Raw genomic sequence first — 19564 nt, 5'->3', positions numbered from 1 at the left:
TATGTTGGAGATCAAATCCGTTAACCAATACTACGGTGAGAGCCATACCCTCTGGGATCTTGATATGGATATCCCCAAGGGGAAGTGTACTGTGCTAATGGGACGAAATGGGGTTGGTAAAACAACACTATTGCAGTCAATTATGGGGTTAGTTGAGGTGGAAAGTGGTGATATTACGCTTAATGGTGAGTCGATATTGCATCAGGATGCAGAAGATCGTCCCCGTCATGGTATTGGTTACGTTCCCCAAGGGCGGCAGATATTTCCACTTTTAACCGTTAAAGAGAACCTAGAGGTTGGTCTGCCGATTAGGAAAAAGGGGGATCGACAGATCCCTGAATTCATTTTTGAAATCTTCCCAGTGCTAAAAGATATGTTAAATCGTCGCGGTGGCGATTTATCCGGTGGACAGCAACAGCAGTTAGCGATAGGACGAGCATTGGTTGTTGATCCGACATTGCTTATTCTTGATGAACCAACAGAAGGGATTCAACCCAATATAGTGCAAGAGATCGGTGACATTATCCGTATGTTAAATGAAAAATTCGGACTAACTGTTTTACTGGTTGAGCAGAAGTTACCTTTTGCTCGTAAAGTGGGTGATCGCTTTTGTATCTTAGATCGAGGCCGTCAAGTTGCTTCGGGTGAGATGGATGAACTAGATGATAATCTAATCCGAGAGTACCTTACCGTATGATGCCAGTGAACATGAAAAAGGGGGCGGTAACGCCCGTTGCTGATGGAATCGCGCAAGATATTCAACATGGTTGGAAAGCGAGCTTGAATCTAGGTTTTACACAACGAGGTGATAAAACGGTATTAAAGTCTCGTTCCCAATCTGGCCCATTAGCAATACAACGCCCTCTTTATCCTGATGGTCAAAGTTGCCATGTTTATATCCTACACCCCCCGGGTGGAGTGGTAGGAGGAGACAGTTTAGCTATCACGGTTTCTGCCGGGGAAGACTCGGATGTTCTGCTCACAACACCTGGTGCAACGAAGTTTTATCGCTCAGAGAATCGCTATGCAAAACAGACGCAAACACTGTACATAAAAAAAGGAGCGAGCCTCGCCTGGTTACCTCAAGAAAATATCTTTTTTCCCGATGCTTACTCGCAATTAAACACACAGATCTATCTAGATTCTGATGCATTATTTTGGGGCTGGGAGATGCACTGTTTTGGTCTTCCTGCACAAAATGAGGGCTTTGTGCATGGGCATTTAGTCGGTAAAACAGAGATTTACATCGATGGGCAACGAGTTGTTACTGAAGGCGTTAACTTTCACGGTGAAGATAAGTTGTTTATAAACAATGGCTTACTTGGAAGGTCCATGATGGGGACTTTCTATTTCACTGCGCAAGATGATGAGCTTTTAAAGTTGGTGCAAGAATTGCTGATGTCAATAACGACAGCCAAACGGTCTCATTCAGATAAGTTACCGTTGTTGATTGGGGTGACTCAAATAGAAGGTTTGATGGTTGTCAGAGCGTTAGGCGACTGGAGTGAGGATATTCTGCAGGCTTTTAGTCAAATTTGGCAACTATCCCGCCAATATTTGGGGAAGGATCACGTAGACGCTCCGCGAATTTGGGCCACATAGTGACCAAATTTAGATTCATACTATCAACGTTATTATGGGCTGAAAAATGGAATTATCACCAAGAGAGAAAGATAAATTATTGATATTTTGCGCAGGGATGCTTGCCGGACAACGAAAAGATAAAGGTTTAAAGCTCAATTACCCTGAGTCTATTGCTTATATCAGTTGCGCGATTTTAGAAGGCGCGCGCGAGGGAAAAACCGTCGCCGAACTCATGGACTTTGGACGCACGCTACTATCTGCAGACGATGTGATGGAAGGTATTCCGTCAATGATTCCTGATGTGCAAGTGGAAGCGACTTTCCCTGATGGAACAAAATTGGTTACCGTTCATGAACCTATCGTTTAGAACGGGATAAAAGAGCGTTAGTCGTTTAAGAACAGAGTCTAGAAAACGTCTAAGGAGAGACATTTTGGCGACGTCAAATACAAACTATAGCGGCCTTGTGCCGGGAAAAATTGAAACCCCTGAGGGTCATATCACCCTAAATGAGGGGCGTGAAACCGTTTCTGTAAGTGTTAAGAATGTCGGTGATCGCCCTATTCAAATTGGTTCCCATTATCACTTCTTTGAAGCAAATCAAGCACTGCATTTTGAACGAGAATTGACGAAAGGTTTTCGTCTAAATATTCCCGCGGGAACTGCAACTCGCTTTGAGCCTGGTCAATTCCGCACTGTCGAGTTAGTCGAATATGCCGGGCAACGAGAAGTCTACGGGTTTCAAGGTAAAGTCATGGGTAAGTTATAAGCGGGTCAGCCCGTGGGCTTATAGCGGCATGATGACCGCTATTGTTCGATGGATAAAATAAGAAATTAAAGGATTAATAATGGCGACGATATCGAGACAAGCATACGCAGAGATGTTTGGTCCGACGGTTGGCGACCGAGTACGTCTTGCAGACACGGAATTATGGCTTGAAGTCGAGCAAGATCTGACCGTTTATGGCGACGAAGTGAAATTTGGTGGTGGAAAAGTGATCCGAGATGGGATGGGGCAGAGTCAACGCGTGAGTGCGGAAACCCCAGATCTTGTGATTACGAATGCGGTGGTGTTGGATTATTGGGGCATTATAAAAGCGGATGTCGCGATAAAAGATGGACGCATCCAAGCGCTTGGTAAAGCGGGAAATCCAGATGTACAGCCCGGTGTTGATATTATTATTGGCCCAGGGACAGAAATTCTTGCTGGTGAAGGTTCTATTTTAACCGCTGGCGGTATTGATTCACATATTCACTTTATTTGTCCTCAGCAAATTGAAGAAGCTCTCGCTTCAGGTGTTACCACAATGATAGGTGGTGGTACTGGACCTAATACGGGAACGAATGCGACAACGTGTACACCAGGTCCATGGAATATGCATCGCATGTTAGAGTCATTGGATGAGTTTCCAATGAACTTTGGTTTGTTAGGTAAAGGCAATGCGAGTCAACCAGAGGCGTTGCGTGAGCAAGTCGCCGCAGGGGCTGTTGGGCTAAAATTGCATGAAGATTGGGGCACGACGCCGGCATCGATTGATACTTGTTTAACGGTCGCGGATGAAATGGATGTGCAAGTGGCGATTCATACCGATACGTTAAATGAATCTGGCTTTGTCGAATCGACCCTCGGTGCGATTGGTGATCGTGTTATTCATACCTACCATACTGAAGGTGCTGGTGGCGGACATGCGCCAGATATCATTAAAGCAGCCGGTGAGCCAAACGTGCTGCCTTCGTCGACGAACCCCACGCGACCTTACACGATTAACACGGCCGATGAGCATTTAGATATGCTGATGGTCTGTCATCACTTATCCCCTTCTATTGCTGAAGATGTCGCTTTTGCAGAATCACGTATTCGACGTGAAACCATCGCTGCCGAAGATATACTGCATGATCTGGGAGCCTTCTCGATGATCGCTTCAGATTCTCAAGCAATGGGACGTGTTGGTGAAGTTATTACTCGAACATGGCAAACCGCTCATAAAATGAAGGTACAGCGTGGGAGTTTGGCTGAAGATTCTAGCTATAGTGATAATTTCCGCTTAAAACGCTACGTGGCAAAATATACCATTAACCCTGCGATTACACATGGTATGTCACATGAAATTGGCTCGATAGAAAGCGGCAAATTGGCTGACTTAGTATTATGGAAACCTGCGTTTTTTGGTGTAAAACCGAGCGTGATTATTAAAGGCGGTATGATTGCGATAGCTCCGATGGGAGACCCCAATGCATCCATTCCAACACCGCAACCAGTTCACTATCGTTCAATGTTTGGCAGTTACGGTAAAGCCAGTAAAAACACGTCAATGCTGTTTATCTCTCAAGAAGCTAAAGCGCAAGGTATTGATAAAGAACTAGGTTTACAGAGCCTTATCGGTGTTGTGAAAGGGTGTCGAGATATCAGTAAGTCAGATATGAAGCTTAATGATTGGATGCCCAAGATTGAAGTGGATTCGCAGACCTATCAAGTTCGAGCCGATGGTGAGCTATTAACGTGTGAGCCTGCCGATGTACTTCCAATGGCGCAGCGCTATTTTTTATTTTAGTTGGGTAATGCCTCAATCTGGTAGCGCCACTTTGTATATGAGTTTTGTTTGAAATCCTATTTAAGGATGTATAGGTATCTAGATGATTGAATTAACTAGTATAAGTTGTAATGCGGAACAAACCCCCGATGGCTTCCTAAGTCTTCCCATTGATAGCCGTATAAAGAGCCGTTTGAAAGTCACTCTCGATGATGGACGAGAAGCCGGCCTCTTTTTGCCTCGTGGGCATATTCTTCGTGGTGGAGAGCAGCTTAAAAGTGAATGCGGAATCACCATTGAGATAAAAGCAGCCCCAGAGACGGTATCTACTGTCTATTGTGATGATGTTTTATTGCTGACCAGAGTTGCTTACCACTTAGGTAATCGACATGTTCCGTTGCAGGTTGAGATGGGTTGGGTTCGTTACCAACATGATCACGTTCTTGATGAAATGGTGGAAGGGCTCGGTGCCGTTGTTACCACAGAGCAGGCCTCTTTCGAGCCAGAAGGCGGCGCATACGGTGGTCGTTCAGCGGGTGGGCACCACCATTGATTAGACATTCAATAATTTCGTATATAGCGTAAGGAAGCGATAATGAAAATTCGTATATGGGCAGTACTGTCTACATTTATCTCGATCTTTGTTTCTTGTTCGGTGTTAGCACACCCTGGGCATCATAGTCACTCAGTTCTGGCGGATTCACTGCTTTCTGGGTTAATCCACCCCGTTACTGGCGTTGATCATTTGATTATGCTGGCTGCTTTTGGTGTGATCTTAGGTTGTATTGAGGTATCTCGATACAAAAAAATGACGCTTGCAGCGGTCGCGCTAAGTGCGTTAATGGTTGGCCTCACTGTTGGTCAAGGGGTTGGTTATTCTGCAATTGTTGAACCGATGATTATCGTTTCACTATTTATGGTGAGCTTGGCGGTATGGTTGGTTTTTTCGCCGTCTCAAAAACGTGTTAATACGGCTATCTACGCCTCAATCGGCATGATGTTTTTTCATGGGTATGCGCATGGTGTAGAAGCGACAAGCCAGATAGCACAGTTTGCTGCTGGGATGTTGATTAGTGCTGGGTTGTTAATGACCGTAGGCTCAGCTTTAGGGTATTTCGCGAAAACAAAGTGGTTGTCGGTTGGCGTTGCTTTAGCCAGCGCACTATTTTTGCTAGTGGTATAACAGGTCAAAATGATGAATTGTCAGCAGCAGCGTGATGTGGCTTGTTACCGGTTGTTCCAGCTAATTAGCCCGTCATTGCCTGTCGGTGGATTTACCTATTCGCAAGGGCTTGAGTATGCAGTTGAAGCTGGATGGGTAGCAAATCGTTCAGATATGGAAGCGTGGTTGACGCATATCATGTCGTCAAGTATGGCAACACTTGAATTGCCCATTATCGATAGAATTTATCTCGCGTTAGAAAGTGATGAATTAGATCAAATAGAATACTGGTGTAATGTACTTTATACCAGTAGGGAGACCAGCGAACTTCGTGCTGAAGAGAGACAACGTGGTCTGGCATTAAATACGTTACTTAAAAAGCTTGAAATCGATATCTCAGTCGTCCATTCGATTAATAGCCAACCTAACTTTTTATTGGGCTTATGTATCGCGGCTCATCATTGGAAAATAGGTCTTAGTTCATTAAAGCAAGGTTATTTATGGAGTTGGTTAGAGAATATTGTGACGGCTGGGATTAAGTTAATACCCTTGGGGCAAACGGATGGTCAGATTGCGTTAATAAATATTACCAAGGAATTTCCTCAAGCGATTGAGAGTGCATCAAATATTGAAGAGTGGATGATTGGGAGCTTCACGCCTTCGTTAGCGATGGCAAGTGCGTTACATCAAACACAGTACACCCGATTATTTCGCTCATAAAAAGGATTTAGAGAATGGAAAGTTACAAGCAACCTCTTCGAATTGGTATTGGCGGCCCGGTTGGCTCTGGGAAAACAGCCTTATTGGAAGTGTTATGTAAAGCGATTCGGGACAAGTTAAATATTGCAGTGGTTACCAATGATATTTATACCCAGGAGGATGCAAAAATTCTTACGCGCGCAGAAGCACTCGCACCTGACCGTATTATCGGGGTTGAAACGGGAGGCTGTCCACACACTGCTATTCGAGAAGATGCATCAATGAACCTTGCCGCAGTCGAGGAGTTAGCGATTCGTCATAAGAACTTAGATGTGGTCTTTGTCGAGAGCGGTGGTGATAACTTAAGTGCGACATTTAGCCCTGAGCTTGCTGATTTGACCATCTATGTGATAGATGTTGCTGAAGGAGAGAAAATCCCAAGAAAAGGCGGGCCGGGTATTACTCGCTCAGATCTGCTTGTGATTAATAAAATCGATCTTGCCCCTTATGTTGGTGCTTCATTAGAAGTAATGGAGCAAGATACACAACGTATGAGACCGGCCAAGCCTTATGTCTTTACCAACCTTAAAGAGAGTAAAGGGTTGGATACGATCATAAACTTCATCGTGACGGAAGGGATGCTTACATTAAAAGAGCCGACAGTATAATCGAAGCTATGTAGTCATCGAAGTTATGTTATCCCAAAAAAAGAGAGGCAACCTTAGGAGGATTAAGGTGCCTCATCTTGAATTGCTAAGTTGAAACGAAGTTATTTGCTTTTCTTTTGGCGCTTCATGTCAAATACAACAGCAACGACAATCACCAAGCCTTTAACCACCTGTTGCCAGTAAGCCGAGATGTTTAGCAAATCGAGACCGTTTTGCAGTACTCCCATGATCATCGTACCGATAATCGTACCTTGAATTGTACCAATACCACCAGCGTGTGAGACACCACCAACTGTGGCCGACGCGATAGCATCTAACTCGTACATATTGCCAAGCCCGGGTTGGCCGGAGTTGATACGGCCTGCAAGGATAAGGGCGGCAATACCAGCCAACAGGCCAGCATAAGCATAAACAAGAATTTTGTATTTTTTGACGTTGATGCCTGATACGTACGCGGCGTTTTCATTACCGCCAATGGCATAGGCGTATTTACCAAAGCGGGTATAATTAAGCAATACATAGGAGATAAACGCCATTACCGCAAAGATGACCACCGGCACTGGAATGCCTAATATGTTCCCTTGGCCAATCCACTGATAGCCGCCGATCAAGCTGCTGACGGGACGACCGCCAGAGTAGAGCAGTGCTGCACCACGAGCAATGATCATCATACCCAAAGTAGCAATGAATGGAGGTATCCCTGTATAGGCAATTAACGCACCACTAATCAGGCCGCAGGCTACACCCACTGCAAGGGCGGCAAAGATGGGAACAAAAATCGGCATTTCCGGCATGTTTGGAAACATCCGCATAGCCCAGTCGGCGGACTGGGCCATACTGGCTGAAACAACGGCGGCTAATGCTAATACTGAGCCGGAAGAAAGATCAATCCCTCGAGTAATAATGATAATGGTGACCCCCAAGGCGAGTAGGCCAATACTCGCCATCTGGGTCATTACATTAAGGAGGTTACCAACGGTTAAAAATACCGGTGATAGAATTGACATAATGATACACATGGCAACAAAAACCATATATATCGCATATTTCGCCATAAACTTTCTGGCACTCATAATATGAGAGTCTTCGCCAGATGTGGCTTGTATAATTTTGGCAATCATAACGACATTCCTCGATGTTATGTAGCGCTGAAGCATTGCTTCAGGCTGGATATATTTTTTGATACAGTATATTTAATCAGTGAAGTGCCATTGACATAATATTTTCTTGGGTAGCGTCAGGGCCTTTGATATAACCTTTACACTGGCCTTCATGCATGACCAAAATATTGTCACTCATGCCAATTACCTCAGGTAGCTCTGATGAGATCATAACCAAGCTTTTTCCCATCCCTGTAAGTAAACGCATTAGTTTATAGATTTCGCTCTTCGCACCAACGTCAATACCTCGGGTCGGTTCATCCAAGAATAAAATATCTGGCTTGGTCAACATCCACCTTGCTAGAAGCACTTTTTGTTGATTACCACCACTGAGGTTATCGATGGCCTCATGCATGTTAGGGGTTTTAACCCGTAATTTGGCACATTGATCCGTCGTCTCTTTGCGCATTTTGCGCACATCCAATAAATTAAAGACAGAATGTTTGTAAGAATCTAAATGCGCTATGGACGTGTTGGCAAAGATATCCAACATCAAATAGAGTCCAGATTGGCGACGATCTTCGGTAAGGAAAGCCATCTTGTTTTTGATCGCAACTTGAGGGTGGTTGATTTCAATTTGCTCGCCGTTCAACCAAATCTCACCAATATCTTTATTACGTACGCCAAACAGGGTTTCGACTAATTCTGTTCGGCCAGCGCCAACCAGTCCAGCAATGCCAAGTATTTCCCCTTCATGGAGTTTAAAACTAATATCCTTAAATGCGCCTTTGCTGGTTAGGTTCTTAACTTCCAGCCTCACCTGTCCGGGCTTGCTGGTTGGCGGTGGGAAGACGTCACCTAAATCGCGACCAACCATCATTTTTACCAACTCGTTATGGTCGGTTTTAATCGCTTCGCGTTCACCCACATAACAACCATCACGAAAGACGGTGATATCATCACAAATTTGGAAAATTTCATCCATTTTATGACTAATGTAGACGATAGCGACGCCTTCTTCTTGCAGTTTGCGGATGATATTAAATAAGTGGTCGACTTCTTTATCTGTCAGGGCGGACGTTGGCTCATCCATAATGATAATTTTGGAGTCAAATGAAATGGCTTTGGCAATTTCAACCATTTGCATGGTAGCGACAGTCAGATCTTTCATTAGCGTGCGAGGATCTAAATCTAGATCTAAACGTTTCATTAACGCTTCGGTGTCAGCGTACATTTTACGATGATCAACAAGGTTAAATTTCCCTTTGAGTGGCTCTCGGCCTAACCAAATATTTTCCGCCACATTACGGTGAAGAACAGGCGACAACTCTTGGTGAATCATCGATATTCCTGCTTCGAGAGCTTCTTTTGCGCCATTAAATTCAATGTTTTTGTTCTGATAGCGAATTGACCCCGCGTCTCGCTGATAGATTCCGAACAGAACCTTCATTAACGTTGATTTCCCCGCGCCGTTTTCGCCCATCAGGGCCATGACACGCCCTTTTCTTAGGGTTAATTGCACGTTGTCTAGTGCTTTAACGCCAGGGAATGTTTTGGTAATGCCTCTCATTTCGAGGATAACTTGACCCATACAACAATCTCCGGTTTTGGCTCCGCGTCTGCGGAGCCGATATTGTGTATTCAAAATTCGTTACGAGAGGTTATTTTTGACTTGTTTTGAATGCAGCGACATTGGCTTGCGATACTAACTCAGCAGGAATCCAAGTGATTTGATCTTGCTGTGTCTTACTGATAGCGTTTAACGCTGCATCCAATGCGCCACGTGCTTGTGCTGCGCCATCTTGGAACACGGTCGCATTTAGGGCGCCACGCTCTATAGACATCACGCCGTCAGGCGTCGCATCAATACCGACGACCAAAATATCGTCAAGCTTATTGGCTGCTTCTAAGGCTTGGATTGCCCCTAGTGCCATTTCGTCGTTATTGGCGATAACAACATCCAATGGCTCACTGGAGTGTAACCAGTTTTCCATGACCGTCATCGCTTGTGTACGTTGCCACATTGCCGTTTGTTTACGCGTAACGTTAAAGTTATCTAGTGACTCAAGGTAGTCTTCTGCCCCTTGCGTTCTTAGTAATGCCGCCTCCATTGTTAGCATGCCCATTAAGATACCGACATTACCACCGTCGATATTGTCAGCGACGAATCTGGCTTGGGTTTCACCGAATGCTAACTCATCAGAGCCAACATAAGTCACACCTTCGGGTAGATAGGCAGGGCGTCGGTTAACGTAAACGAGGTCGATATCTTTACCCATGACTCGGTCGGTCATTGGTTGGGTCGCATCGGTATTTACCGGCATAATAATGATGGCATCCATTTGCTGAACGATAAAGTTTTCTACTTGGCCAAGTTGGCGAGCAGTATCTTCTTTCGCATCAACGAAAACCACACTGACATTGTCTTTGCTTTTTGCATACTCATCCATCGCATCTTTTAAATAAATGTTAAATGTGTCGTCAAAGTTTGGAATGGCAACGCCGATCTTAATGGTGTCGCTGTCGGCTTTTTCTCCACCACAGGCACTCAACAAGATTAATAGCGCTGCACCTGTAACTAATTTAATTGTGCGACGAGGTTGGGTAAGTACTGCATCAATGAAATGTGTTGTTGCTTTTTTCATGCGTGTTGATATGTCACAAAAAGCTGATGGCATCGTTGCCTCCTTCATTGTAGTTTTACACCTTTTGACGATTGAATAAATCAAGCGCGTTAAAAGGTGATGACTTTGATGAAACTAAATTAAAGAATCATCATGTTTCACGTTCATATGATTGGAAAATTTTTTTTATCTTTTTCGTTAACAGACTATATCGCTCCAATGACAAAATGACCATATTCGGTATGGTAATTTTGTTTAAACTGTTAACACGATCTCAGCTAGAAATCTCTCGCACTTACGCCTCCCCTTTTAAGTTATTGAATAAATTGATATAAAATCATTAATGTGCGAGAGATCTCTTAACTGTATATAGATGCAAGTCCTTATGCTCGAATAGGTGTGAAGTATAACCTTGCAAGTGAAAAATATTTTCCATGAATAGGTGTTTTTCAATTGTTCTGTAATGTGCGGAACTGTAATCATGATTACGCCGCGACATATTCATTTCGTTTTCATTATTTATGAAATAATAATTTCGCGATCTTGAGTAGTGAAATTTTGAATCAATGCATTGGGAAATAGCGAAAAAAGCCGCTTTACCAATTGTTTAATGAGTGCATGTCTGCGCAAGGTTTTTTATTTGGTGCTGCAGCATGGTGTGAAATCCCAATTATGTTAGCGACAGGCTGGCTAGCTTTACGCTTTGGGGCGCATACGGTGCTTGCCGTGGGGTACTGTTTTATTTTGGTTTGCTTAATGCAGATGAGTTATGGCATTTGTTGGTGAGTTTTATGATTACTACAGTGCGTTTTATATCTGTTTTAGCGGAATAGTCTCGGCCTTAATATTGCATTTTTTCTCGCGATCGAAGCGACAAAGGCGTTCGCAGCCATCAACTGTTACAGCTTAATGGCGCTCAGAATGAATGTATTGTCAGCCTTGTTGTGCTCGAGCTTAGCTATAGTCTTTTATGTCACCTTATGCATTAGATAAGATAATATCGCCACTATGGTTGCTGACGAAAGTGCGCTTTTAAGTTAACACCAAATAAATTGATTAATGCGCCAATTACGATGAGTGCGCCGCCAAGCAGTGTCCAAATGGACGGTAACTCGTTAAAAAACAGTGCGCCAAGAATGATAGAGAAGATAATTTGTACATAGGCGTAAGCCGTTGCTTTTCCTGCTTCTTGGGTTTGCATTGCCTTGGTTAAGCCATATTGACCAATTTGAGTAAATATCCCAATTAAGATCAGCAAAAAGCATATCAGTAGGCTTGGCATCACAAACTCATCCATCATCAGAAATAACGACATTGGCAAAGCAATTAAAGGGAAATAAAAAATAATGACTGAACTATCTTCTGTTTGACTGAGTTTGCGAACAATAACATAAGCGATAGCGCTGCCAAATGCGCCAAGAATGGCGATCATAATACTAAATGGTGGGAGCTCGGAATTTCCCTGACTAAGCCCCGGCTGAACCATGACAGTAAGGCCGAGTAAGCAGAGTACAATGCAAATAATGGTTGAGGCATGTACCCGTTCTTTCAAAAATACCACTGCCAGCAGTGCGGTAAACACTGGGTGGATATATTGTAGAATGGTTGCTTCGGCCAGTGGAAGCGTTGTTACCGCATAATAAACACAGATTAAGGCCAACGTGCCAACAGCGCCACGAGCAACTAACAATGGCTTATTATTTCCCCATATAGAGATCCCTTTGCGCTTTACATCGAGGTAACTAATAATGAGTGAAACCAGTGCACGTGCGGCAACAATTTCGAAAACGGGAATGCCATACGTGCTTACTGTTTTTACACAAGTCGCCATTAAGGCAAAGCCAAGTGCCGATAGCGTCATATAACGAACGCCAACAGGGAGCAGGTGATTAATGTGAGTTAGCATACTTGCCTCTTGCAATGGATAACGGCAGGAATTTATCACATTTACAAAAGGTGCCGTATTGTTATTTTGTTATCGCTTGTCAGGGACGCTTAATGGCCAGTCAGCCTCGAATGCTCTCGGCTGACGTTGGTGATTAGGTTAATACTGAAGCCGTAACGTGTTTTTGATTGAGAACTTCAAAGGTAATTGTTGTGATATCCGTGATGGGTGCGTCATCTTTGTTGTCAGGAATGTAAAGTTGATTACAGTCACACATATCGACAATGCTGTTTTTATTTTCACTATCTGCCCACTCGATGCATTTTATCGCGATTTTTTCGCCGCTCTCGTTCGCCACTTGTTTTAGTACAGCTGCGGCAACATCGGCATCGATAAGAGGCTTAACACTATCAACTTGTCCAGTAATTAAGCAGCCATTTTTAATGTAATTATATTTGTACCCCATAATAGCACTCCTTTATATGTTAACTACGCTGATCACTATGCCATCATATGCATAAATATAGCAAATATTTATGGGCTTGGGTGAGGTGGGGTTGGTAGAACTGAAGCTTATCTTTAGAGATTGAATAGTGATAAATTTATCGATTGAGGTTGAATTGAGCAAAAGGTGGTTAATCTTTCAATTAATTGATCTTAAAATCATCAATCAGTAATTAATTGCATTTTTTTGTTTGACTCTTTTGCTCAACTCTATAAAATGCCGACCCATAGCCAAGGGGAACTCCTCTTAGTTAACGGCGTGTTGGCAGAGTGGCTATGCAGCGGATTGCAAATCCGTGGACCTCGGTTCGACTCCGGGACGCGCCTCCATTTGCGACACTAGCTCAGCTGGTAGAGCGCAACCTTGCCAAGGTTGAGGTCACGAGTTCGAACCTCGTGTGTCGCTCCAAATTAAAATCTCATGGCGAAAGCGGTGAGACACAGATGGTGTTTAACTTTTCAGTTAGCGCATCGCAATTATTGCGTGCCCTGGTGGTGGAATTGGTAGACACAAGGGATTTAAAATCCCTCGACGTTCGCGTTGTGCCGGTTCAAGTCCGGCCCGGGGCACCATCTCTTTTTGCTGTAGTAAGCAGTATGCGACACTAGCTCAGCTGGTAGAGCGCAACCTTGCCAAGGTTGAGGTCACGAGTTCGAACCTCGTGTGTCGCTCCATTTCTCTTACTGAATCAAACCGAAATATGGCGCGTTGGCAGAGTGGCTATGCAGCGGATTGCAAATCCGTGGACCTCGGTTCGACTCCGGGACGCGCCTCCATACTTTAAGCCCTGACTATTCGTCAGGGCTTTTTTGTGTCTGCTTAACTGCCAGTTAGCTTAGTGCCTTGCTCGCTCAATGAGCGTGTGGCAGATAACGGCAGCGCGTTTATAGTCTTGGTGATGAATAGCTGCCCTGAGCTTTTCTTCCTCGTCGGGGTAGTGATCTTGTAGATCGCGCTTAATCTTTTCGAAGGCGAGATCGGCTCCTTCACTTTGGTTATCGAATAACAGGGCGACCTGTTGAAGTTGCTCAAGTATCGCCACTGCGTCTTGCTGTTGCTGCTCATCGAGTTCGGTCGGCCAAATGGCGATGAGCTCACGAAGATAGCCCAGATACTCTTGCATAATTTGGGTTAGTTCATATTGCTCGATACCGGTCATGGCGATTTTATGAGTTTCTAAAAACTTTGCTTCATACAACCTAATTTTACTGGCTAATGCCTCAACCCCTGATTGTATTGCCATGCTTTTTAATTGATAAAGTAGTTTACCTGCTTGATTGTGGTTATTTATCGCGATCGCTTTAACGAGGTTGGTCATCAGGCTGGGGGCGGCTTGAATGAAATGAAAGAGACTGTTTTTGGTGGCTTTGATATTGCCATTATGGATACGGAGTGCTGCTAATATATTGATATTTTTTTCTCTCGCAAGGTCGAAAATGCGTTCAGACAGGTGTGGCATGGCTGTCAGAGGGTGGTCAGGCGATGAGGAATGATCAATATGCTTTATTATCGTGTTAACGAGTGTTGTGGTATTACATGGCTTAATTAGGCAGTCGGCAAAGCCAGCCGCTAAATATTGTTGGTGCAGCTCTGGCGTGGCGGCATGGATAAGTGCAATAACTGGCGTTGAAGGCCTGTTTGCATGGCGCTGTATATATTGGCAAAACGAGAGGTTTTCTTCTCTGTTTGGTAATGAGTTAAACAATATAACATCCGGTCTAACCGGGTTATTAAGCTGAGAGAGTACATCAAAATGTGTTCCCGCACACTGCACCGTTGCCCCCAAGTGTTGTAGGCGGCCTTTGGTAATGCGTTGGCTGGATAGATGGCTATCTACTAGTAACACGAGCTGATGTTCGAGTGGTTTGCTATTGCTGCTTAGGCGCTGTGTTTGGTGACGTGTCTTGGCAACGGCTTGTTGAAGTTGCGCTGGTGTGAAAGGCTTATACAGAACGTGGTTAACTAGGTTGTCAGTTGCGGTGTTATTAATCTCCTGACGTAGGTTTTTGTTGTTTATTGGTACAAGCAATATCCTACGAGCAGTTGGGTATTGCGCTTTAAAATGTTGGCACAGGGTTATGCCATCGACATCTGGCAAGGCATAGTTAATTAAAATGACATCAAATTCGTGGTGTTCCAGTATTGTAAGCGCTTCTTTGGCAGAAGACGCATGGTGTACCTGCCAGGTAAATTGCTTGCATAGATATTGGATAACTTTAGAAGACGCATGGCTATCTTCTATCAATAGAACCTGCTGAGCTGCGACGGGCAAGGTATTAACGGGGCTGCATGCCAGTGTCATCGAAAAAAAGAACTCATTGCCTTTGTCTTCTATGCTACTTAAAGCAAGGTGTCCGTTCATTTGTTTAAGCAATAGATGAGTCGTCGCTAGATGTTGCCCATAGGCGCTATTGTGGGGATATTTGGCAGGTTGCGTTCTTAATATATTACTATACAACTTGGTTTGTTGTGCCTGAGGGATAGCGTTGCCATTATCACAAACACTACCTGATAGTGTGCAGGTGGAATCATTGAGGGGAGTGAGACTGATATTTAATTTCACTTCGCCTGCATTTATTCGGTTTAGTGCATGAGCCAGTAGATTTTGTAGAATTATTTTTATGCGCAGTGGATCACCAGTGAGTTGGTATTCACTACAAGGATGAACATTGAGTAACACTTCTTTGTTATGTTCCGTCAAGGGTAGTTCACTGATAATGTTTTGCAGTAAGATATCGAGGTTAAAAGGATGGTGATTCAGTGAAATACTGTCGGCATTTTCCTGACTAAACTCGCTCACATCATCTAACATTAATAGGGCCGCTTGGGTATGTTGCGAGAGTTGAGTCGCTACTTGTTGTTGCTGATTATCGAGCCTCCCGCGTTGTAATAGCTCATTGAGATCGTGCATATTGATAATGGTTTGATAGAGTTCTTCACGAACTCCACTGAGTAAGCGTTGTTGGATCTGAATGAGGTCGGTTGATGCACTGTTGTCTACATCAGGCTCGGTTTTATCTTGATCCGCTTTATCTTGATACAATACGTTAAGGGCTGGACGGCTCTGTTCACTGTTATCAGTACGGGAAGCGGATTTACGCATTGTAGGCTTGTCTATTACGGTAGTGGGCGTTGTCGCTTCTTTACTGTACTGAGGCGCTAAAGCTGCAGTATTGCTTGTTGGCCGGGTGGTATAATGTAGGGCTATTCGTAAAGAGAATAGCCCTAAAAAATAACTGGCCGTAATAAAAAAGGAATACGCAGGAACACTGGGTATATCTGTTCCTGTTGTGTTTAGCCCCCAAACGAGCACAGCGGTAGCGAGCGAATATAAGCCAGTGTAAACAAAGAAAAGTTGCTGCGTCATCGTTGTATTGATCCTTATTCATTCCTTAATCTGAGAATAGGAGATGAATAGGAAATCATCGAACTATTTGTACCTGTTAGCCTGCAACAAGCCTCTTTTTGTCATGTTCGTGTCTATTGGATGTCAATATAGGCAGCCGTTCCCCATAATGGTACGGTTGATAGGCTGTGTTTAAAGCTACCGGATGTCTCTTTGGTTGAGTAGGAGAGATACATCAGCGTCTGGTTTTCAGGGTCAAAAATACGTCTGATTTTCATCGATTTGAAGAAAACGCTTTTTGATTTTTTAAACACGACCTCACCTGATTTGCTTTTATCAATTTGCGCAATCATTTCTGGGGTAATTTCACCGGTTTGACGGCACGAAATAGAGCTATCACTGGGATCAGCCAGGCTGAGGTTGGCTTCAATAGACGCAACGTGGCAAGTAACACCCGACACAATGGGATCGACCAAGGTATTGAGTTTGATGTCTTTTAGGGTAAACATGCCTAAAGAAACATCGCCGACGTTATCTCCGCCACAGCCTCCAAGGGTAAGGCTGGAGAACATCATGATGGCGGCAATACGTACTGGTGTTTTCATAATCAAGCTTCCGTGAAATGATTTTTATCTATTGATTAAGGTATACTTCATCCCAGTAAGACTCAACTAGGATATATCGATGTTAGATACATTAAACTTGGTTAACGATACCGACATTAATAAAGAACCTGATCTGCCAGTGCCGTCGATTGACGAGCAAAAGAAGATCGTAGCGGAACTAAAGCGTTTAGAAGAAGCGGGTGAATTAACACCAGAGCTTCTTGAAGCGTATATGACAGGTAAGAAAAAGCCTGAATAATCAGGCGTAAATGTGACTTCTTATTGCTTAGAAAAGGGCGCGAAGGCGTCCTTTTTTGTTACAACCATTCATGATCTTTGGGTAACATTTTACTGATCCATATCACCAGCTTGTGTTTCATGTTTGGTCCATCTTCTCGGTTTGTTGGTAGTGCAGTTATCTGCTTATCTTGCACCAACAACCTATAAACAACTTCTATTTTTACTGGCTGGGGTGTACCCGGCTCTAAATTATCGTAGCCTCTTTGCTTGGCATACTTGAGTCCAACCTCTAATGCTTTTTTTATAAGTTGATTTTCATGTCGAAATTTTTTCATACGCCTCTCCTGATCTTACCTAGAGCATAATGGCAAATTGAATGCGTAACATCCCCTTCTCTTTAAAAGTGCGCGATGAGTCTAGTTAATGAAGCAGCAATTGGCGAAGGAGTGGTGGTTGGCTTGCTATAGTTATTGGTAACCCTATCACTAGCCGTATGAGGGACCGCAAATGAACCAGCGAGTGGTACCCAGAAGTTATCGTAAGTTGCTTATTTACACGTTAGTGGCGGTAGCTATCATCGTGCTTGAGCAACTTATGCTAAATCATACCTGGTTAGATAGTGTGATATTGGCAGGGTGGATGAGCTTTCCATTGTGCATCGTCACGGCACTATTACTGTACTTTTCTGATAATCAATATAGCCCGCGAGGAGTGCATTATGGTTTACTGGCATTTTGGCTAATTTGTCAGTGTGTCGCATTCTATTGTGTTTGGTCGATATATGCATTCCCCCAGTCGGCCGTTAAGATGAGCCACGCAGCGCCACTAATGATGTTCACGATTGGCGTGCCAGTCTCTTCTGTTACGATTCTTACTTATTACCTTTTCAATAAGGGATGAAGTGTGTGTTAGAACTTTGTCAATTATTTGCTTTCTTATTGTAATACCATCATTTTACACGTTATTATCGAATGATTCTTTATTGGTATAGGTAAAGTGAATGAGTGACGAGTGGATTGTAGCCGAAATTACACATGAATTAGTCACCCTAAGAGAACGGGTGGTGCGATTGAGTCGTTTGGCGAACGTTGATGATAACGATACGCTTCTGCGGGCGACTGAGCGGTTTGAAAGAGAGAGTCTTGATGCTGATATACGTGAGTTATTGGCGCTAGAAAAAGAACTCGCGCTATATTGTTGTGCAGCATAAAACCCAGCCGAGAGTGGCTGGGTTTTTTGTTTAAATCATTGGGCTTTACTAGCCAATATTTAATAGTGCAGAGGCGATGGCCAAGTAGATTAATACCCCAGAAATATCTGCGATTGAGGTGATCATCGGGGCACTGGCAGACGCAGGGTCAAGGTTCAAGCGATGCAAAATGAACGGCAACATGGTTCCGACTAAACTGCCGACCATCACAATGATAACCATACTGATACCAACGACCATTGCAACGTCTGCGCCACCGCGATATAGCCCTAAGCCATAAACTGCCGCAGCCATACTAAGACCGAGTGCGAGGGAGGTGAATACTTCTCGGCTGAGCATTTTGCTCCAGTCTTTAAGCTCAACTTCACCGGTCGCGAGTGCGCGTACCATCAATGTTGCCGATTGCGAACCCGCGTTACCACCACTATCTATCAACAGTGGTAGGAAGAAGACCAGTGCAACATAAGAAGTAATAATATCTTCAAAGTGAGCAATACCAGCCCCAGAGAATATATTGCCAAACACCAATAGAACCAGCCATACCACGCGCTTTTTATACAGTAGAGTGGCAGAGGCGTCTTTTAAGCTGGTGGTGAGCTTACCGATATTAGCACTTTTGTGCATATCTTCGGTTGCTTCTTCCGTGACAACATCAAGGATATCATCGTGTGTGATGATGCCGAGCAGCTGCCCATCTTGATTCGTTACTGGTAGAGCCATTAAGTCATAGTGTGCAACAATCTGCGAGACTTTCTCTTTGTCCATATCACAGGTAACAGATATCACGTCTTTAACCATGAGCTGCTCAAGCGTTTGGCTTGGTGCGGCTAAGATTAGATCACGTAACGAAACCGTACCCAAGAGTTTTCGTTCGTCATCGACGATATAGGCGTGGTACACCGTTTCGGCATCTGGCGCGATACGACGCAATGTGTTGATTGCTTCAACTGGCGTTAGTCCTGGTGACAAAAAAGCGTAATCAGAAGTCATAATTGACCCTGCGGTGCCTTCATCATATGACGACAGTAGACGAATATCTTCGCGTTCGGCATAAGCTAAGGCTGGCAATAATTGTTGTTGTGCTTCTTCTGGCATGCGATTAAAGAAGTCGGCGCGGTCATCTGAATCCATCGCCGAGACGATAGATGCTAAACGAAAACGCGGCAGGCGGGTAGCCAGAGCGATTTGATTGCGTTCAGACAGGTGGCTGACAACTTCAACTTGATATCGAATGCTTAACTGGGTGAATAGCGCAACAACGTCGCTACGTGACATACCGTTAAAGCGCTCTGCGATATCGGCAGGTTGGCTTGCCATGTAAACTTTTTCATCATCAGTGACAATGAGGCGTGGATCATTGTGAATGAGTTCCATAATGCATCTCCAGACTTGAAGACGCAAAAGCCT

Annotated in this window: 22 protein-coding genes and 5 tRNA genes; 18 read left to right on the top strand and 9 right to left on the bottom strand. The window is 44.0% G+C overall.

Annotated elements, in window-relative coordinates; all coding sequences use genetic code 11:
* Position 1: 1 nt before the first annotated feature.
* From urtE to ureG, 9 genes are all read left to right on the top strand, one after another.
* A complete protein-coding gene (gene urtE, locus ACKLNH_RS16245; protein ID WP_413113305.1) occupies positions 2–697 on the top strand; it encodes an urea ABC transporter ATP-binding subunit UrtE in 696 nt (231 codons plus the stop codon).
* Positions 694–1602, top strand: coding sequence for an urease accessory protein UreD (locus ACKLNH_RS16240; protein ID WP_413113304.1), 909 nt, complete (start codon positions 694–696; stop codon positions 1600–1602). The genes urtE and ACKLNH_RS16240 overlap by 4 nt, the downstream gene beginning before the upstream one ends.
* A gap of 46 nt (positions 1603–1648) precedes the next feature.
* Positions 1649–1951 (top strand): urease subunit gamma, encoded by a 303-nt coding sequence (gene ureA / locus ACKLNH_RS16235; protein ID WP_413113303.1) that lies wholly within the window; start codon positions 1649–1651, stop codon positions 1949–1951.
* A gap of 64 nt (positions 1952–2015) precedes the next feature.
* Positions 2016–2351 carry an urease subunit beta gene (locus ACKLNH_RS16230; protein WP_413113302.1) on the top strand — a complete coding sequence of 112 codons (336 nt, stop codon included), beginning with the start codon at positions 2016–2018 and terminating at the stop codon, positions 2349–2351.
* A gap of 79 nt (positions 2352–2430) precedes the next feature.
* Complete coding sequence (gene ureC / locus ACKLNH_RS16225; RefSeq protein WP_413113301.1) at positions 2431–4134, top strand: urease subunit alpha; 1704 nt, start codon at positions 2431–2433, stop codon at positions 4132–4134.
* A gap of 82 nt (positions 4135–4216) precedes the next feature.
* A complete protein-coding gene (gene ureE / locus ACKLNH_RS16220; RefSeq protein WP_413113300.1) occupies positions 4217–4666 on the top strand; it encodes an urease accessory protein UreE in 450 nt (149 codons plus the stop codon).
* A gap of 42 nt (positions 4667–4708) precedes the next feature.
* The gene (locus ACKLNH_RS16215; RefSeq protein WP_413113299.1) at positions 4709–5296 is read left to right on the top strand and encodes a HupE/UreJ family protein; all 588 of its coding nucleotides are present in this window, start codon (positions 4709–4711) and stop codon (positions 5294–5296) included.
* 9 nt (positions 5297–5305) lie between these two features.
* Complete coding sequence (locus tag ACKLNH_RS16210; protein WP_413113298.1) at positions 5306–5995, top strand: urease accessory protein UreF; 690 nt, start codon at positions 5306–5308, stop codon at positions 5993–5995.
* 14 nt (positions 5996–6009) lie between these two features.
* Positions 6010–6642 (top strand): urease accessory protein UreG, encoded by a 633-nt coding sequence (ureG, locus tag ACKLNH_RS16205; protein WP_413113297.1) that lies wholly within the window; start codon positions 6010–6012, stop codon positions 6640–6642.
* Positions 6643–6743: 101 nt separating this feature from the next.
* Here the strand turns inward: ureG and ACKLNH_RS16200 are convergent, their stop codons facing one another.
* From ACKLNH_RS16200 to ACKLNH_RS16190, 3 genes are all read right to left on the bottom strand, one after another.
* Positions 6744–7763: an ABC transporter permease gene (locus ACKLNH_RS16200; protein WP_413113296.1), complete on the bottom strand. Its 1020-nt coding sequence runs from the start codon at positions 7761–7763 to the stop codon at positions 6744–6746.
* Between the two features lie 76 nt (positions 7764–7839).
* The gene (locus ACKLNH_RS16195) at positions 7840–9333 is read right to left on the bottom strand and encodes a sugar ABC transporter ATP-binding protein (RefSeq protein ID WP_413113295.1); all 1494 of its coding nucleotides are present in this window, start codon (positions 9331–9333) and stop codon (positions 7840–7842) included.
* 70 nt (positions 9334–9403) lie between these two features.
* Positions 9404–10420 (bottom strand): sugar ABC transporter substrate-binding protein, encoded by a 1017-nt coding sequence (locus tag ACKLNH_RS16190; RefSeq protein WP_413113294.1) that lies wholly within the window; start codon positions 10418–10420, stop codon positions 9404–9406.
* Between the two features lie 564 nt (positions 10421–10984).
* Between ACKLNH_RS16190 and ACKLNH_RS16185 the strand changes: the two genes are divergently transcribed.
* Positions 10985–11152 (top strand): hypothetical protein, encoded by a 168-nt coding sequence (locus ACKLNH_RS16185; protein WP_413113293.1) that lies wholly within the window; start codon positions 10985–10987, stop codon positions 11150–11152.
* A 220-nt stretch (positions 11153–11372) separates the two neighbouring features.
* On the opposite strand, the gene ACKLNH_RS16180 is transcribed toward ACKLNH_RS16185, so the two are convergent.
* Together ACKLNH_RS16180 and ACKLNH_RS16175 are read right to left on the bottom strand one after the other, a co-directional pair.
* Positions 11373–12272, bottom strand: coding sequence for a DMT family transporter (locus ACKLNH_RS16180; protein ID WP_413113292.1), 900 nt, complete (start codon positions 12270–12272; stop codon positions 11373–11375).
* Between the two features lie 133 nt (positions 12273–12405).
* Entirely contained in the window at positions 12406–12717 is a 312-nt protein-coding gene (locus ACKLNH_RS16175) for a hypothetical protein (protein ID WP_413113291.1), read from the bottom strand.
* 294 nt (positions 12718–13011) lie between these two features.
* Here ACKLNH_RS16175 and ACKLNH_RS16170 point away from each other — a divergent pair.
* From ACKLNH_RS16170 to ACKLNH_RS16150, 5 genes are all read left to right on the top strand, one after another.
* Positions 13012–13085, top strand: a tRNA-Cys gene (locus tag ACKLNH_RS16170).
* A gap of 3 nt (positions 13086–13088) precedes the next feature.
* A tRNA-Gly gene (locus ACKLNH_RS16165) sits at positions 13089–13164 on the top strand.
* Positions 13165–13241: 77 nt separating this feature from the next.
* Positions 13242–13328 (top strand) — tRNA-Leu (locus tag ACKLNH_RS16160).
* A gap of 26 nt (positions 13329–13354) precedes the next feature.
* Positions 13355–13430: transfer RNA gene (locus ACKLNH_RS16155), tRNA-Gly, on the top strand.
* A gap of 28 nt (positions 13431–13458) precedes the next feature.
* Positions 13459–13532 (top strand) — tRNA-Cys (locus ACKLNH_RS16150).
* Between the two features lie 59 nt (positions 13533–13591).
* Here ACKLNH_RS16150 and ACKLNH_RS16145 read toward each other — a convergent pair.
* Positions 13592–16123, bottom strand: coding sequence for a response regulator (locus tag ACKLNH_RS16145; protein WP_413113290.1), 2532 nt, complete (start codon positions 16121–16123; stop codon positions 13592–13594).
* Positions 16124–16236: 113 nt separating this feature from the next.
* On the bottom strand, positions 16237–16707 hold the full coding sequence (locus tag ACKLNH_RS16140; protein WP_413113289.1) for a CreA family protein: 471 nt from the start codon (positions 16705–16707) through the stop codon (positions 16237–16239).
* A gap of 79 nt (positions 16708–16786) precedes the next feature.
* Between ACKLNH_RS16140 and ACKLNH_RS16135 the strand changes: the two genes are divergently transcribed.
* A complete protein-coding gene (locus ACKLNH_RS16135) occupies positions 16787–16966 on the top strand; it encodes a restriction endonuclease subunit S domain-containing protein (protein WP_413113288.1) in 180 nt (59 codons plus the stop codon).
* 58 nt (positions 16967–17024) lie between these two features.
* Here ACKLNH_RS16135 and ACKLNH_RS16130 read toward each other — a convergent pair whose 3' ends face one another.
* On the bottom strand, positions 17025–17282 hold the full coding sequence (locus ACKLNH_RS16130; protein ID WP_413113287.1) for a DUF5062 family protein: 258 nt from the start codon (positions 17280–17282) through the stop codon (positions 17025–17027).
* Positions 17283–17454: 172 nt separating this feature from the next.
* On the opposite strand from ACKLNH_RS16130, the gene ACKLNH_RS16125 reads away from it, so the two are divergent.
* Both ACKLNH_RS16125 and ACKLNH_RS16120 read left to right on the top strand, forming a co-directional pair.
* Positions 17455–17847 carry a hypothetical protein gene (locus tag ACKLNH_RS16125; protein ID WP_413113286.1) on the top strand — a complete coding sequence of 131 codons (393 nt, stop codon included), beginning with the start codon at positions 17455–17457 and terminating at the stop codon, positions 17845–17847.
* A gap of 100 nt (positions 17848–17947) precedes the next feature.
* Entirely contained in the window at positions 17948–18157 is a 210-nt protein-coding gene (locus ACKLNH_RS16120) for a hypothetical protein (RefSeq protein WP_413113285.1), read from the top strand.
* Between the two features lie 48 nt (positions 18158–18205).
* Here the strand turns inward: ACKLNH_RS16120 and mgtE are convergent, their stop codons facing one another.
* Positions 18206–19474, bottom strand: a complete 1269-nt coding sequence (gene mgtE, locus ACKLNH_RS16115; protein ID WP_462476587.1) for a magnesium transporter — start codon at positions 19472–19474, stop codon at positions 18206–18208.
* Between the last annotated feature and the right edge of the window lie 90 nt (positions 19475–19564).

The organism is Thaumasiovibrio clandestinus (assembly GCF_047250365.1).
Classification (GTDB): Bacteria; Pseudomonadota; Gammaproteobacteria; order Enterobacterales; family Vibrionaceae; genus Thaumasiovibrio.
This window is presented reverse-complemented; position numbering and strand designations above follow the sequence as displayed.